The organism is Mesorhizobium sp. P3_A9, assembly GCF_056402975.1.
This window is the reverse complement of sequence record NZ_JBFUGJ010000142.1, coordinates 1-14,622: the sequence shown is the minus strand read 5'-3', so window position 1 is coordinate 14,622 and position 14,622 is coordinate 1. Positions and strand designations below refer to the sequence as shown.

General features: G+C 64.2%; 14 protein-coding genes and 2 pseudogenes. 5 read left to right on the top strand and 11 right to left on the bottom strand.

The window, feature by feature from the left end; genetic code table 11:
• Positions 1 to 240: pseudogene (locus tag AC1DX0_RS19425) on the bottom strand (MFS transporter); the annotation flags it as partial.
• A gap of 99 nt (positions 241 to 339) precedes the next feature.
• Between AC1DX0_RS19425 and AC1DX0_RS19420 the strand changes: the two are divergent.
• Positions 340 to 801 carry a winged helix-turn-helix transcriptional regulator gene (locus tag AC1DX0_RS19420; RefSeq protein WP_477222232.1) on the top strand — a complete coding sequence of 154 codons (462 nt, stop codon included), beginning with the start codon at positions 340 to 342 and terminating at the stop codon, positions 799 to 801.
• Between the two features lie 115 nt (positions 802 to 916).
• Complete coding sequence (locus AC1DX0_RS19415; protein ID WP_477222231.1) at positions 917 to 1,957, top strand: zinc-dependent alcohol dehydrogenase family protein; 1,041 nt, start codon at positions 917 to 919, stop codon at positions 1,955 to 1,957.
• Between the two features lie 21 nt (positions 1,958 to 1,978).
• Here the strand turns inward: AC1DX0_RS19415 and AC1DX0_RS19410 are convergent, their stop codons facing one another.
• Positions 1,979 to 2,842, bottom strand: coding sequence for a DMT family transporter (locus AC1DX0_RS19410; protein WP_477222230.1), 864 nt, complete (start codon positions 2,840 to 2,842; stop codon positions 1,979 to 1,981).
• A 174-nt stretch (positions 2,843 to 3,016) separates the two neighbouring features.
• On the opposite strand from AC1DX0_RS19410, the gene AC1DX0_RS19405 reads away from it, so the two are divergent.
• On the top strand, positions 3,017 to 4,366 hold the full coding sequence (locus AC1DX0_RS19405; RefSeq protein WP_477222229.1) for an aminotransferase-like domain-containing protein: 1,350 nt from the start codon (positions 3,017 to 3,019) through the stop codon (positions 4,364 to 4,366).
• A gap of 2 nt (positions 4,367 to 4,368) precedes the next feature.
• Here AC1DX0_RS19405 and AC1DX0_RS19400 read toward each other — a convergent pair whose 3' ends face one another.
• A complete protein-coding gene (locus AC1DX0_RS19400; protein ID WP_477222228.1) occupies positions 4,369 to 5,259 on the bottom strand; it encodes a LysR family transcriptional regulator in 891 nt (296 codons plus the stop codon).
• Positions 5,260 to 5,388: 129 nt separating this feature from the next.
• Between AC1DX0_RS19400 and AC1DX0_RS19395 the strand changes: the two genes are divergently transcribed.
• Entirely contained in the window at positions 5,389 to 6,849 is a 1,461-nt protein-coding gene (locus AC1DX0_RS19395; protein WP_477222227.1) for an MFS transporter, read from the top strand.
• A 39-nt stretch (positions 6,850 to 6,888) separates the two neighbouring features.
• On the opposite strand, the gene AC1DX0_RS19390 is transcribed toward AC1DX0_RS19395, so the two are convergent.
• The 3 genes from AC1DX0_RS19390 to AC1DX0_RS19380 form a co-directional block, all read right to left on the bottom strand.
• Positions 6,889 to 7,386 carry a MaoC family dehydratase gene (locus AC1DX0_RS19390; protein ID WP_477356470.1) on the bottom strand — a complete coding sequence of 166 codons (498 nt, stop codon included), beginning with the start codon at positions 7,384 to 7,386 and terminating at the stop codon, positions 6,889 to 6,891.
• A 257-nt stretch (positions 7,387 to 7,643) separates the two neighbouring features.
• Positions 7,644 to 8,072 carry a phasin family protein gene (locus AC1DX0_RS19385; protein WP_477222225.1) on the bottom strand — a complete coding sequence of 143 codons (429 nt, stop codon included), beginning with the start codon at positions 8,070 to 8,072 and terminating at the stop codon, positions 7,644 to 7,646.
• A 98-nt stretch (positions 8,073 to 8,170) separates the two neighbouring features.
• The gene (locus AC1DX0_RS19380; RefSeq protein WP_477356468.1) at positions 8,171 to 9,466 is read right to left on the bottom strand and encodes a DUF445 domain-containing protein; all 1,296 of its coding nucleotides are present in this window, start codon (positions 9,464 to 9,466) and stop codon (positions 8,171 to 8,173) included.
• Positions 9,467 to 9,775: 309 nt separating this feature from the next.
• On the opposite strand from AC1DX0_RS19380, the gene rirA reads away from it, so the two are divergent.
• The gene (gene rirA, locus AC1DX0_RS19375; RefSeq protein WP_477356467.1) at positions 9,776 to 10,237 is read left to right on the top strand and encodes an iron-responsive transcriptional regulator RirA; all 462 of its coding nucleotides are present in this window, start codon (positions 9,776 to 9,778) and stop codon (positions 10,235 to 10,237) included.
• A 28-nt stretch (positions 10,238 to 10,265) separates the two neighbouring features.
• Here the strand turns inward: rirA and AC1DX0_RS19370 are convergent, their stop codons facing one another.
• The 5 genes and pseudogenes from AC1DX0_RS19370 to hemP form a co-directional block, all read right to left on the bottom strand.
• On the bottom strand, positions 10,266 to 11,057 hold the full coding sequence (locus AC1DX0_RS19370; protein ID WP_477222222.1) for a heme ABC transporter ATP-binding protein: 792 nt from the start codon (positions 11,055 to 11,057) through the stop codon (positions 10,266 to 10,268).
• Between the two features lie 35 nt (positions 11,058 to 11,092).
• Positions 11,093 to 12,196, bottom strand: a complete 1,104-nt coding sequence (locus AC1DX0_RS19365) for a FecCD family ABC transporter permease (protein ID WP_477222221.1) — start codon at positions 12,194 to 12,196, stop codon at positions 11,093 to 11,095.
• 5 nt (positions 12,197 to 12,201) lie between these two features.
• On the bottom strand, positions 12,202 to 13,098 hold the full coding sequence (locus tag AC1DX0_RS19360; RefSeq protein WP_477222220.1) for a heme/hemin ABC transporter substrate-binding protein: 897 nt from the start codon (positions 13,096 to 13,098) through the stop codon (positions 12,202 to 12,204).
• A gap of 11 nt (positions 13,099 to 13,109) precedes the next feature.
• Positions 13,110 to 14,171: pseudogene (locus AC1DX0_RS19355) on the bottom strand (hemin-degrading factor).
• A 41-nt stretch (positions 14,172 to 14,212) separates the two neighbouring features.
• The gene (hemP, locus tag AC1DX0_RS19350) at positions 14,213 to 14,422 is read right to left on the bottom strand and encodes a hemin uptake protein HemP (RefSeq protein WP_027043821.1); all 210 of its coding nucleotides are present in this window, start codon (positions 14,420 to 14,422) and stop codon (positions 14,213 to 14,215) included.
• Positions 14,423 to 14,622: the final 200 nt, after the last annotated feature.

Here is a 14,622-nt window from a genome sequence, read left to right as displayed (position 1 = left end):
ACCGATCTGGGTGACCGTCACCACGATGCCGACCGAGGCCGGCGCGATGGCAAAATCATGGGCCATGGCATCGAGCAGCGGATGGGCGAAATAGACATTGGCGACGCTCAGGCCGCAGGCGACGGCGAAGACCAGCGCGGTCATTGCCGACAGTCCCGGTGGTGACGCCGGCGTGACCTGCGGCAGTCCATCAGAGCGCTCCGCGCCTGTTGCGTCGCTGTTCACCACCCGCACATTCATGTCGCTCTCCGCAAAAGGTTTCAACTTGAAACCACTTGCTGGATAGACGGAAGGGTTTTATCTTGCAACCGAAACAACAATCCTGGACCAACGATTGCCATGGTGAAACGAACGAGCCACCACGAAGCGGATTGCCTCATCGCCCGGCCGCTCGACGCGATCGGCGACTGGTGGTCGCTGCTCATCGTGCGCGATGCTTTCGACGGATTGCGCCGCTTCGGCGAGTTCCAGAAGAGCCTCGGTGTCGCCAAGAACATCCTGTCCGCGCGGCTGCGCAATCTGGTCGCGCACGGCATCCTGGAAACGGTTCCCGCCCCCGACGGCAGCGCGCACCATGAGTATGTTCTGACGCAAAAGGGACGCGGCCTGTTCTACGTCCTGGTAGCCTTGCGGCAATGGGGCGAAACCTATTTCTCCGGACCGGGCGAGCCCTACACTTTCATGGTCGACATCGAGAGCGGCCGGCCGATCAGGCGCCTGGAAGTGCATGCCGAGGATGGACGGTTGCTCGTTCCCGGCGACACACGGCTCGCCGATTTCCGCAACCAGGAAAACAGCTGACCGCCCTTGCTGGTTCGGCGGACCGGTCTGYCTGGCGGAGTCGATTTCCGCTTGACCGGACAGGGAATCGGCTATCGTTTCTGATAGCGCATGCTGTTTTAGGGTGGAGTAACCAATGAAAGCCGTCGTCTTCGAGAAATTCGGCGAAGCGCCGACGATCCAGACCGTTCCCGATCCGAAGCCGGCGGCCGATGGAGTCGTCATCAAGGTCGAGGCGACCGGGCTCTGCCGCAGCGACTGGCATGGCTGGATGGGCCATGATGACGGCATCACCTTGCCGCATGTCCCGGGACACGAGCTGGCCGGCGTCGTCGTCGCCGCCGGCAAGCAGGTCAGCCGCTGGAAGGCCGGCGACCGGGTAACCGTGCCATTTGCCGTGGGCTGCGGCCGCTGCTTCGAATGCACCTCGGGCAACCATCAGGTCTGCGAACACCAGACGCAGCCCGGCTTCACCGGCTGGGGCTCGTTCGCCGAATATGTCGGCATCGAGCATGCCGACACCAATCTGGTGCGCCTGCCGGAAGAAATGGAATATGCCACCGCCGCCAGCCTCGGCTGCCGCTTCGTCACCTCCTTTCGCGCCATCGTCGACCAGGGGCGGGTCAAGCCCGGCGAATGGGTGGCGGTGCATGGCTGCGGCGGCGTCGGCCTGTCGGCGATCATGATCGCCAGCTCGATGGGCGCCAATGTCATCGCCATCGACCTCACCGACGAGAAGCTGGAATTTGCCAAAAAGATCGGCGCGGTGGCGACCATCAACGCGTCAACGACGCCGAATGTGGTCAAGGCCGTCAAGCAGATCACCAATGGCGGCGCGCATATGTCGATGGACGCGCTCGGCCACCCCACCACCTCGTTCAACTCGATCGCCAATCTGCGCCGGCGCGGCCGCCATGTGCAGGTCGGCCTGATGCTGGGCGAACACGCCCGCCCGCAAGTGCCGATGGACAAGATCATCGCCTTCGAACTCGAAATCCTCGGCAGCCACGGCATGCAGGCCTATCGCTACCAGGCGATGATGGACATGATCCGCAACGGCAAGCTCAAACCCGAGCTTCTGGTCGGCAAGAAGATCAGCCTCGACGAAGCGCCCGCGGCGCTAATGGCGATGGGCGGTTTTGAGGGTATCGGCATTGGGGTGGTGACGAAGTTCTAGGCGCGGGATTCGCTTACCGAACTACCGCGCAAACTTCTTCGCCCCGAACACGCACGCGACGACGCCGAGCGTAACCACCACCATCAGCGGGCTGACCTGCTCGTGCAGCAGCGTCGCCGCCAACGCGAGGCCGAAGAAGGGCTGCAGCAGTTGCAACTGTCCAACGGCGGCGATGCCGCCCTGGGCGAGGCCGCGATACCAGAAGACGAAGCCGATCAGCATGCTGAACAGCGAGACATAGGCGAGACCAATCCAGGCATGCGAGCCGACGGCGGCAAAGGACGGTGGCAGCGTCGCAACGGTCAGCACCAGCATGATCGGCAGTGACAGCGTCAGCGCCCAGCAGATCACTTGCCAGCCACCGAGCCTGCGCGACAGCGCGGCTCCCTCGGCATAGCCCAGGCCGCAGACGACGATGGCGGCCAGCATCAGGCCATCGCCAACCGGCGAGGCCGTCACGCCTTGCATCAGCGCGAAGCCCGCGACCAACGCGCTGCCGATGCAGGAAAACAGCCAGAACGCCGGTCGTGGACGCTCACCGCCGCGCAGCACGCCGAAGATCGCGGTTGCCAGCGGCAGCAGGCCGACAAAGATGATCGAGTGGGCGGAGGTGACGTGCTTGAGCGCCAGCGCGGTCAGCAAGGGAAAGCCGACCACCACGCCCAGCGCGACGATCACCAGCGACAAGAGATCGCCCCGCTCCGGGCGTTTCTGCCGGAACAAGAGCAGCATTGCCAGGCCAAGCAGTCCTGCAATCGCGGCGCGGGCCGATGTCACGAATGTCGGGTCGAAGTCCATCACAGCCACGCGCGTCGCCGGCAGCGAGCCGGAGAAGATCAACACGCCGATAAATCCGTTCAGCCAGCCGCTCGTGCTCTTGTCCATTCCAGGCTCCATGTCTTTCGCCCTCTATCGGGCAGATGCCATGGCGCAGCCAGCGACAATGGGGTACAATTCAGCGAAACTGTAATGGAAGACTGAGCAGTACAGATTGCGGACTTAGCCTTGGAAACCGACGGTGCACGAACCCTGGGCGCCCCCACCCTCGTCGAAAGCGTCATGGCGACCATCCGCCAGCGGATCGCCGCGCGCAGCCTGACACCGGGAGCCCGACTGCCCTCAATCCGCGCCTTCGCCCAATCCATGCAGGTGTCGAAATCCACCGTGGTCGAAGCCTATGAGCGGCTTGCCGCCGAAGGCACGATTCGCTCCCGGCCAGGGTCCGGTTTCTATACCGCCGGCTCGCTGGCGCCGCTGTCGCTGGCCGAGATCGGWCCCMGGCTCGACCGCGCCGTCGACCCGCTCTGGGTCTCGCGCCAGTCGCTGGATGCCGGCGACGAGACCCTGAAACCCGGCTGTGGTTGGCTGCCGGCCGCCCGGATGCCGCAGGCCGGGCTGCGCCGGGCGCTGCGCACGGTGGCGCGTGCCGACGATGTCGCGCTGGCCGATTACGGCACGCCGCTCGGCCTGCCGCCGCTGCGGCAGCTGCTGGCGCGGCGCATGGCCGGGCACGGCATCGAAGTCTCGCCCGAGCAGATCATGCTGACGGAATCGGGCACGCAGGCCATCGACCTCTTGTGCCGGTTTTTGATCGAACCCGGTGACACCGTGCTGGTCGACGATCCCTGCTATTTCAATTTCCACGCTCTGCTGCGCGCCCACCGGGCCAAGGTCGTCAGCGTGCCCTACACACCGTCGGGGCCCGATATCGAGCTGTTCGCGCAGGCGCTCGCCGAGCATCGGCCGCGCCTCTACATCACCAACTCCGCCATCCACAACCCGACCGGCGCCATCCTGTCTCCGGTCACCGCGCATCGTTTGCTGAAGCTCGCCGACCAGTCGGACCTGACCATCGTCGAGGACGACATCTTCGCCGATTTCGAACATGCCCCTGCCCCGAGGCTCGCGGCCTTCGATGGCCTCAGCCGCGTTGTGCAGATCGGCAGCTTCTCCAAGACGCTGTCAGCATCGATCCGCTGCGGTTTCATCGCCGCGCCGCGCGACTGGATTGAAGGCCTGACCGACCTCAAGATCGCCACCACCTTCGGCGGCGGACGGCTGGCGGCCGAACTGGTGCTGACGCTGCTGAAGGACGGCAGCTACCGCAAGCATATGGATTTGCTGCGCGCCAAGCTGGCGCGCGCCATGGCCGAGACCGGCACCCGGCTGAAGGCGCTCGGCATCACGCCGTGGATCGAGCAGCCGGCCGGCCTGTTCCTGTGGTGCAGCCTGCCCGATGGCGTCGACGCGGCCGAAGTCGCACGCCGGGCGCTTACCGATAATGTCGTGCTGGCGCCCGGCAATGCGTTCAGCCTGTCCCAGACGGCCAGCCGCTTCCTGCGCTTCAACGTCGCCCAATGCGAAGACAAGCGGATATTTAAGGTGCTTGAGGCGGCGATGGCGCGCTGATCTTAGCGCCCCGCACAGACCTCCCGCACRCAGTCGCGCAACCAGCGTTGCGCGGGATCGGCATCGAGGCGCGGATGCCAGAGCATGGAGATGGTGACCTCCATCGTGGCGACCGGCAGCGGAAAACTATGCATGCCTGTGCGGGCACCAGCCGTGTGCCGCTCCGGCACGCTGGCGATCAGGTCCGAGGCGCGCGCCATGGCGAGCGCGGCCGAGAAACCCGAGACCATGCACGCAACCGTCCGCTGCAGGCCAAGCCCGCTCAAAGCCTGGTCGATCGGCCCCTTCTCGCGGCCACGCCGCGAAACACTGATATGCCGGCAAGCCGCATAGCGCTCGGGCGTCACCGTGCCCTTGCTCAGGGGATGACCGGCTCGAACGGCGCCAATGAAGCGATCGCGAAACAGCGCCTGGATGCGCACTTCGGGCCCGGTTTCACCGGCAACGCCGATTTCGAGGTCAATCGCCGCTTCGCGCAGCGACATCACATCCTTGTCGGATTTTGGCGCGAAACGCAGCCGCACTCCTGGCGCATCGGCCTCGATGCGGGCGACCAGACGAGGCCCGAATTCCTCGACGAAGCCCTCATTGGTGCGCAGCGTGAAGACCCTGTCCAGGCTAGCGGGATCAAGCAGCTCGGCAGGGCGCAGCAGCGCCTCCGCATCCTGGACGACAGGGCCGACCTGCCGCCGCAATTCCTCCGCGCGCGGCGTCGCCACCAGGCCGCGCCCAGCGCGGACCAGCAAAGGATCGCCCGTTGCCTCGCGCAGCCGCGCCAGTGTCCGGCTCATCGCCGAAGGGCTGAGACGCAGGCGGCGCGCGGCGCGGGCGACGCTGCCTTCCTCCAGCAAAACGTCGAGGGCGAAAAGCAGGTTGAGATCGGGCGATGTCATCAGCGGACCATAGCATGATGTGGCGTTTGATACACGAATATGATGCAAATGCTGCGCCTTCCGCCATATCGATCACAAGACTAGATCTCCGACAGTTCCGGTTCCGGAGCCAATAAAAAGGAGATCGCCATGGAAGTCGCCGCGCAAAATAGGCTGACATCAGCGCCGCAACAGAAGGAATCCGCCGGCTGGGCGCTGGCAAGCCTGTCGCTCGCCACACTGCTGTCGTCGCTCGGAACCAGCATTGCCAGCGTCGGCCTGCCCTCGCTGATGCAGGCGTTCGGGGCGTCGTTCCAGGCCGTGCAATGGGTGGTTCTCGCCTATCTCCTTGCCATCACGACGCTGATCGTCAGCGCCGGGCGGCTGGCCGACATGTTCGGGCGCCGCCCCTTGCTGCTTGGCGGCATCGCGCTGTTCACAGCGGCGTCGGTGCTCTGCGGCTTGGCGCCGACGCTGTGGCTGCTGATCGCGGCACGGGCCGTGCAAGGGCTCGGCGCGGCGCTGATGATGGCGCTGACGCTGGCCTTTGTCGCGGAGACGGTAAGCAAGGAGCGGACCGGCAGCGCCATGGGCCTGCTCGGCGCCATGTCGGCGATCGGCACGACGCTCGGCCCCTCGCTCGGCGGTCTGCTGATCGCCGGCCTTGGCTGGCGGGCGATCTTCCTCGTCAATGTGCCGCTGGGCCTCCTGACCTTTGCCCTCGCCTGGCGCGCCTTGCCCGCCCACGGCAAGAGCGCGCAGGCCGCTCAAGGCAAGTTCGACGCGACAGGCACTGTCCTGCTGGCCCTAACGCTCGCCGCTTATGCACTGGCCATGACGCTTGGTCGGGGTAATTTCGGTCCGCTCAACATCGGCCTGCTGGCCGCGACCGCTGCCGGCATCGGTCTATTCGTCATCGCGCAGAGGAGCGTGAAGAACCCCCTGGTCCAGCTTGCCAGCTTCAGGGATCCGCGGCTCAGCGCCAGCCTCGTCATGAGCCTGATCGTTGCGACCGTGATGATGGCGACCCTGGTGGTTGCCCCTTTCTATCTGTCGCGGGGGCTGGGGCTCGATGCCGCGATGGTCGGCGTGGTGCTTTCGACCGGGCCGCTCGTCTCGACCTTGTCGGCGCTGCTGGCCGGGCGGCTTGCCGATCGATTCGGAGCCAACAGGATGATGGTCGCCGGCCTGTTCAGCCTCGCCATAGGCACATTCCTTTTGTCACTTGCCCTGACCAGACTCGGCATTGCCAGCTATGTCATTCCCATCACCGTCACCTGCTTCGGCTATGCCCTGTTCCAGACCTCCAACAATGCGGCCGTCATGAGCGGTGTCGGCGCCGGCGAGCGCGGCGTCATATCAGGCCTGCTCAACCTGTCGCGCAATCTCGGCCTCATCACCGGCGCATCCCTGATGGGCGCCATCTTCGCGGTGGCATCGGCCGGTGCTCGGCAAGGGGTTGGCCAGGAGCTTCTGAGTTCCGGCGCGGCAGCGCGCGGGATGCAGGTCACCTTTCAGGTGGCGACAGCGCTGGCCGCGATTGCGCTAATCCTTGCGCTGCTTTCGGCAAATACGGCAGTCAGGCGTCAACGATCCGAGCAATCGCCATGAAAGTCCTGACGTCGAGGCCACAGCTCAAGGCAGTGCCGCTCAGGCCCCTGCCCGCTTGCGGCGCTCATAAAGCATGACCAGCGTTTCCGCTATCAGTGCCGGCTTTTCCTCACCTTCGATCTCGACCGTGTTGGCTGCCTTCATCAGATACTGGCCSGGSCCCCTGTCTTCCAYSGAGAGCAGGACCGTGCGCAGCCTGATGCGCKYRCCGACCCTRACCGGCGMCAGGAAACGCACCTTGTCGAAGCCRTAGTTGAASGCRGCTTGGGTGTTTTCSGGCACGATGCCCATGCCGAGCGCCAGYGCRCCGATGATCGAMAGTGTCAGATAGCCATGCGCGATCGTSGTGCGGAACGGGCTTTGCCGCCGCGCCCGTTCGGGGTCGACATGGATCCATTGATGGTCGCCAGTGCATTCGGCGAACTGGTTGATGCGGTCCTGGTCGACCGTTGTCCATTCCGAGACACCGAGCTCCTGCCCGGACATCGTTCTCAACTGCTCGTAGGTCGGCGGCGTTTTAGGCCGTACTTCTGTCATTCCTGCTTTCCCGATAGCTTGCCGCGCCTCCGGACCACGAACGGACGGCCCCTGTCAATTCGCCCTGCGTGAATCCGTTCCGCCGAATTCCGGCTGAATCGTGCCATGCCTTACCCAGCAATGGCAGACCGAATTCGGATTCTTGGACGTTCCAAGACTGCCGGGAGCCTATCCGTGGCGCGAATGCAACTATGGGCAAGGTTGCAAAGTCGGGAGGCCGCGTGCCCTGCGAAGGCGAAACGGCAGGCTGCAAGAGCCTATTTCTGCCCATAGCCGGCGCGCACTTCCTCCATCGCCTCTTTGATGCGCGCGCGCAGGATTTCGATCGATTCGGTGCCGGATTTCCGGGCCAGTTCGGCCACCTCGCCGGCATTCTTCAGCGCAGCCTCGAAGGATTTGCGGGCGAACTCCGTCTGTTTGGCCATCAACTCCTGCGGATTGCCCGGCGCCCGGTAGCTCTGCGCCATGTCGGCAACCTCGCGCAGCGTGTCCTGCAGCAGTTCACGTTGCCTCGACAACAGCGAGGTTGCGCCGGCGGCGCCGGCCCGCGCCGATTTCTCCAAGGCTTCGAGGTTCTTTCGGTGGTGGGCAAGGATCGCCTCGACATCGACATTGGGCACCTTCAGGTCACGGCCAAACCTGCCGAACATGTCCATGAAGGAATCGGATTCCGGTTGTTTTGCCATGATGTCTTCTCCCCTTTGCCGCAAATGCGGGTGCCCTCGCCGGGGAGCATAGCACTCGCGTGCCGCGTGTCCATTTCGAAGCTGGCGATCGATGCGCATCAATGGACCGGGAGCAGCAGTTCGATCGTGTAGAGCACGATACCCGCCAGCCCGCCGATGATCATGCCGTTGAAGCGGATGTATTGCAGGTCCCTGCCGATGTTCATCTCGATCAGCCGCGTCAGCTGCGCCAGGTCCCAACGCTTGACCTGGTCGGCGATGAATTTCGACACGCCGCTCTTCTGGCTCTCGACGAAGGAGGMCAGCGCSACGAYRAAGCCCTGGTTCATGTCGGCCCGGATCTGCGCATCACCGGCRAGATGRCGGCCGACCTCGACGAACATGTTGGCGAGATGCGCGCGGATCACCGAATTCGGCGCCTTGGCGTCCTGCTCGATGAACAGGCTGAGGCTCTCCCACATGTCGCCGGCCAATCCCTTGACCTCCGGCCGAGCCAGAAAATCCCGCTTCATCTGCTCGGCGCGTTTGGCATATTGCTTCGATGTTCTGAGTTTTTCGATGAAGCCCTGCGCGAAACGGTCGAAYTCGGCGCGCATCGGATGGTCGGGATCGGCCCGCACCTCATCGAGCAAGGAACCCGCCGAAGCGACGATCTTCTTCARSAGGTAGGCGTCGGCCCGGAACAGGTTGAACAGCGACGGCAGCTCCTCGCGGATCTTTTCGCGCATTGTCGCCAGTGCCTGTTCGTCGTTCAGGAAGCGGCCGATCACCTTGGTGAACTCGTCGAACAGCTTCTGGTGGCGGCGGTCGTCGGTAAGCGCCGACAACAGTTCCGCCGCCAGCGGGGCCAGCGGCACTTTTTCGATCTGCTCGAGCATGCGGCTGGTGACGAAGCCGCGCAGGCCGGATTGCTCGACCGCGGCAAGCGTCTGCGGCACCAGCCGCACGACGAAACGCGACAGGCCGGCGGCACGCTCGGCATCGGCCAGCCAGTCGGCGACAAGTGCCGCAAAATCGACCTCGGCAAGTTTCTCGCGCACCGGCTCCGGCGCCAGGAAATTGGCCTCGATGAAGCGGCCGAGATTATCGGCGATGCGGTTCTGGTTTTCCGGAATGATGGCGGTGTGCGGGATCGGCAGCCCGAGCGGCCGCCTGAACAGCGCCACCACCGCGTACCAGTCGGCCAGCCCGCCAATGGTCGCCGCCTCGGCGAAGGCAGCGACGAAGCCCAGCCATGGGTAGGAGCCCTCGAACGACTTGGCCAGGGCAAACACCAGCACGAAAAACGCCAGCGCGGCCGTGGCGATGAATTTGGTGCGCCGCAGCGCGGAGAGCTTGGCGGCCCCGTCGGCATCGAAACGGACAGGCGCCAGGGACGGAGCCGATTGTGACATAGATGAACTGTTCCTCGTCGAACTCTGGTCGACCTCTGGTCGATCTCGGGGCTATCTCGGACCTATCTAGTGCCTCGACCGCCGAAATGCCCGTGACAGCCCGCTTTCCCGGCATTTTGCCGGGTTGCGCACATAAAGTTGACGAGAATATTCATCTATCACGCCCGGCTAGTCTGGAATTATTCCAAGGTATAGGCCATATTCGCCTCAGGCCAGTGTGGCGAATCCGAAATTCCGGGTCAGAGCCGCGCCAGCAAAGTTCTGGAATCCGGCGTGGTTGCACCGCGCCGGCCCCTAGTGAGGACAAAAATGCGGCTTACACGCCAGACCAATTATGCCATGCGCATCCTGATGTATTGTGCCGCCAACAATGACCGGCTGAGCCGCATTCCCGAAATCGCGGCCGCCTATTCGGTGTCGGAACTGTTCCTGTTCAAGATCCTGCAGCCACTGGTCGAGCATGGCWTGGTGGCGACGGTGCGCGGCCGCAATGGCGGCGTCCGGCTTGGCCGTGCCGCGGAGGCGATCAGCCTCTTCGACGTCGTGCGCGTGACGGAAGAGAGCTTCGCCATGGCCGAATGCTTCGAGAACGATGCGGCCGAATGCCCGCTGGTCGACAGCTGCGCGCTGAATTCAGCGCTGCGCGAGGCTCTCAATGCCTTCTTCGCCGTGCTTGCCCGCTACACAGTCGCCGACATGGTGGCGGCGAGGCCGAATGTCCGAAACCTGCTCGGCATCGACATGCTGGAGCGCCGCGCCCCGGCCGCCTGACCTGGACAGGCCGGCCCCACTCGGAACGTCAACCGACCGACGATTGCGGCAAGACGAAGGGAACGTTCCCTGTCGGCAGCACGCCGACCCTGAGCCGGCAGTCGAACACCTTTTCGATCAGATCGTCGCTCAGCACATCCAGCGGCGACCCGGTCGCGGCCAGCCGGCCGCGATGCATGACGAAGATGCGGTCGGCATACATCGCGGTCAGATTGAGGTCGTGCAGGATGGCGACCACGCCGCCGCCCCTTCGGGCAAAATCGCGGGCGATGTTCATGATGATCAGCTGGTGCTTGATGTCGAGGCTGGAAACCGGCTCGTCGAGGAACAGATAACGCGGCTTGCCGTCGAGCACCGGCGCCCAGACCTGGCACAGCACGCGTGCAAGCTGGACGCGCTGCTGCTCGCCGCCCGAAAGCTCCTGGTAGAAACGCCCGGCAAAACCATCGAGATCGACGCACGCCAGCGCCCGCTCCGGCAACCGCGCATCCTCGCCCGGTAAGGCACCCGAGCGTCCGCCGACAAGGCCAAGCTTGACCACCTCGCGAACCGTGAACGGGAAGGACAGCGTCGTCGCCTGCGGCAGCACCGCGCGATGCACCGCAATTTCGACCGGCTTCATTGTCGCAAGATCGCGTCCGTTGAGTGCGACGCGTCCGGTATAGGCGAGCTCGCCCGACAAGGCCTTGAGGAAAGTCGTCTTGCCGGAGCCGTTGGGGCCGACGATGGCCGCGATCTCGCCGGGCCGCGCATCGAAATCGACCCCGCCGACGATGCGCTTTCCAGCAATCGCCACGGAAACGTCCCTTGCCTCGATCATCCCAGCCTCACAAAAAGTCTCACAGATCCAGAGCTTTACAGATCAACGACACCGCGCTTGCGCAGCAGGATCCACAGGAAGAACGGCGCGCCTGATATCGCGGTGACGATGCCGATCGGCAATTCGGCCGGCGCCACGATGGTGCGGGCGACAGCATCCGCCAACAACAGCAGCGAGGCACCGAGCAGCGCCGAGGCCGGCAGCAGGTAGCGGTTGTCCGGACCGATCAGCAGGCGCAGCAGATGCGGCACGACAATGCCGACGAAGCCGATGCCGCCACTGACGGCGACGGATGCACCGACCGCCGCCGAGACACCGATGATGGCCGTGTATTTCAGCCGCTGCACCGGAATGCCGAGATGGCCGGCGGTCGCCTCGCCCAATGCCAGCGCGTTGAGGCCCCGCGCCAGGAACGGCAGCGCCGCCAGTGCCAGTATGATGATCGGCCCGACAGAACCGATCTTCTGCCAGGTCGCGCCGCCGAGCGATCCCAATTGCCAGAAGGTCAGGTCGCGCAGCTGGCGATCGTCGGCCATGAAGATGAGGATGCCGGTCAAGGCCATGGCGAGCGCCGCCAGCGCGATGCCGGCGAGCAGCATGGTGGCGACCGAGGTTTGCCCCCGTCGCGTGGCGACCTGATAGAGCACCAGTGTCGTGGCAAGGCCGCCGAAGAAGGCGGCCAGTGGCAGCGCGAGCGTGCCGAACAAGGCTGTCACCGGCGCCAGCACCGTGGTGCCAAGCACGATGACGGCGACCGCGCCGAGGCTGGAGCCGGCGGAAACGCCGATCAGGCCGGGATCGGCCAGCGGATTGCGGAACAGCCCCTGCATGACGGCGCCGGACACTGCGAGGGCCGCGCCGACCAGCATGCCGAGGATGATGCGCGGCAAGCGGATGTCGTAGACGATCAGGCTGTCACGCGCGTTCAGCGCCGCATCACCCGGGACGGCTCCAAGCAGCCAGTCCCTGAGAACGTTGACGGCCGAAGCATCCGATGCCCCAGACGTGAGCGACAAAAGCGCGGCAGCCGTGAGCCCCAGGCACAGCAGCAGGATGACGATGCGGGCGCGACCCGAGCGGTCGCCTTCAGATGCACTCGCCATCGCCTTCACCGGGCCGGCGATCGATTGGTCGACCATGATGCTCAGTCCGTGACTTCAGCGCCATAAAGCGAGACAGCGAGGTCGTGGATGGCTTCAGCCGTGCGCGGCCCGAAGCCGAGCAGATAGCCGCCATCGATGCGGATCAGCTTGCGTGCGGTTCCGGCCGGCGTCGAGGCAACAGACGGATTGCCGAACAATTCGTCCTCCGACACCGGCGGACCGGCGTTGCTCATCATCAGGATCACATCCGGCCTGGCGGTGATGATCGCCTCGTCGGACATCTGCTTGTAGCCGGAGAAGCCTTCGACGGCATTGACCCCGCCCGCCAGCTTGACCATGCCGTCGGCTGCGGTATCGCCGCCGGCCGCCAGGATCTTGCCGCCCTGTATCGAGAGCACGAACAGGATGCGCTTGCGCTCCTTGATCGAGGCGGTCTGCTTTTCGGCCGATGTCAGCTTGGCATCGAGCTCTTTGGCCAGGATCTCGGCCTTGGCGTCGACGCCGAGCGCTTTGCCGACGATGCGGACCTTATCGAGGATGCCTTCGTGGCTATAATGCTCGGGCACTTCGATGAACGGAACGCTGCTCTTCTTCAGCACGTCGACGGCTTCCTTGGGACCGCTGCCGTGCAGCGCCAGGATGCCGGTCGGATTGACCGACAGCACACCTTCCGGCGACAGCGCGCGCATGTAGCCGACATCGGGCAGATCGAACGCCGCCTTCGGATAGCGGCTGCTGGAATCGCGCGCCACCAGATGTTTCTCTTCGCCAAGCGCATAGACGATCTCGGTGATCGAACCGCCTATGGCGACGATCTTCGAGCTGTCCGTGAAAATCGAGACGCCTTCGGTGGCGGCAGCCGGCTGCGGCATGGCAAAAACGAGGGAGAGGCCGACCATTGCGCCACGCACGGTCGGCGATTTCGAAAGAAAAGACATCGTTTTGTTCCTCAGGCTGCCGTCGGGTTCGGGATGCGCGGCAGGTTCTCGGCCAGGAAGCGCCAATCGTCGCGCTCGCTTTCGCCTTCATGGCGCTTGCCGAAGAACTGGATGATCATCTCGCCATTGGCGGCATAGACCTCCAGCGAGGTGACATGGCCGTCCTTGGTCGGCTTGCGCACCGCCCAGACTTCATGGATGTGGTCGGTGCGCAGGTGCAGGTGGAAGGTCTCATCCAGCACATTGATCCACGGCCCCATCGGCTTGATCGACTTGACCGGTCCGGAATGGATCTGGATGCAGCCGCGGTTGCCGACGAAGCACATGATCGGCATCTCGCCTTCGGAGGCATGGTGGAACATGGCCCTCACAGCATCATTGTCGAGCAGCCAGGCATAGTCCGTTCCGACCATGCGCACCGCCTGGCGGCGACTGAGCTTGAGCGTTTTCAGCATGCCGAAGAACTGGTGCACGTCAGTCAGCCGGCTCCAGCGGTCGCGCAGATCGTCAAGGTTGGCGGTCGTCGCCGTGGCTTCGCCCTCATCGTCGAAGGCTTGCCCTGTAATGGCGACCGTCGGTTCCTGGTTGGACGATTCCAGCGCGGCGACCAGCTTCTGGTAGGCATAGAGGCTGGAGGCCGGCCGCAGATGCACCTTGTGCACCGCCTCGCCTGCCGCATCGAAGAAYTGCAGGCTGCGGCGGATSTCGYCGYCSTCGCGCTTCTCCACGGCAAARCCATGCGCCCAGAYCTTTGGGAAGATGCGCAGGTCGATGTTYTCGCCAAGCACCATGGCATTGTGGTTACCGGTGACGACCTTGTCGTARACGCCKATCTTYTCGTGCACCGCGCTTTCGTTRCGGGTCAGYGCCATCACYTCRCCGACGGCMTCGAGRYCGGTCARGAGRTCGTTGACGCGCGGCTCGACGCGGAYGACGCCSTCGCCGCAATGCGCSGCRACMARCTCGGCTTCCGAAATGCCGAGTTGGGCGGCMAGRTCACGCTCGCGCGTYTTYGGATTKTCCGTCCGYGCCCGCCGGAYTTCATGCGGGGCGGGTTTTACGCGCTGGTCCATGTCTCGTCCCTACTGCCATACCTTACTTGCTGAAATGGGCCTTACTTGTTGAGAATGAGCTTGCCCTGGCGGGTGATCTTCAGCCGGTAGAGCGCGCCGTGATGCTCGATGCCGATCTCATGCTCGCCCTGGAACAGCGTGTTGCTGGACAATGTTCTGACCGCCAGCGGAACCCGATCGAAACGGGTGACGGGCGCTTCGTCGGAACGGCGGACGCGGTAGCGAAAGTCATTGGGATTGTGCGTGTTCATCTGGGTCGATCCCTTTCCTGTGCCGGGCGTCTGGCTAGGCGTTGCGAAGATCCGATTCATTTCTTGACTTTAATAATCATGTTTACTAGTCAGTGCAATACCGGATTAAATGAGTCAACATTTAACACGCCGGACACGATCAAAAATGCCAGCGAGCCACGGGCCAGCCAGCACGAAACCTGGAATCTGGAGTTGGGGCA

What these genes read in the sequence shown, in the direction of transcription:
- AC1DX0_RS19385 (WP_477222225.1), bottom strand. Translation starts at nt 8,072, where the DNA reads ATGGCAAAACAACCGGAATCCGATTCCTTCATGGACATGTTCGGCAGG.
- AC1DX0_RS19365 (WP_477222221.1), bottom strand. Translation starts at nt 12,196, where the DNA reads ATGGTCGACCAATCGATCGCCGGCCCGGTGAAGGCGATGGCGAGTGCA.
- hemP (WP_027043821.1), bottom strand. Translation starts at nt 14,422, where the DNA reads ATGAACACGCACAATCCCAATGACTTTCGCTACCGCGTCCGCCGTTCC.
- AC1DX0_RS19360 (WP_477222220.1), bottom strand. Translation starts at nt 13,098, where the DNA reads ATGTCTTTTCTTTCGAAATCGCCGACCGTGCGTGGCGCAATGGTCGGC.
- AC1DX0_RS19370 (WP_477222222.1), bottom strand. Translation starts at nt 11,057, where the DNA reads ATGATCGAGGCAAGGGACGTTTCCGTGGCGATTGCTGGAAAGCGCATC.
- AC1DX0_RS19415 (WP_477222231.1), top strand. Translation starts at nt 917, where the DNA reads ATGAAAGCCGTCGTCTTCGAGAAATTCGGCGAAGCGCCGACGATCCAG.
- AC1DX0_RS19395 (WP_477222227.1), top strand. Translation starts at nt 5,389, where the DNA reads ATGGAAGTCGCCGCGCAAAATAGGCTGACATCAGCGCCGCAACAGAAG.
- AC1DX0_RS19410 (WP_477222230.1), bottom strand. Translation starts at nt 2,842, where the DNA reads ATGGACAAGAGCACGAGCGGCTGGCTGAACGGATTTATCGGCGTGTTG.
- AC1DX0_RS19420 (WP_477222232.1), top strand. Translation starts at nt 340, where the DNA reads ATGGTGAAACGAACGAGCCACCACGAAGCGGATTGCCTCATCGCCCGG.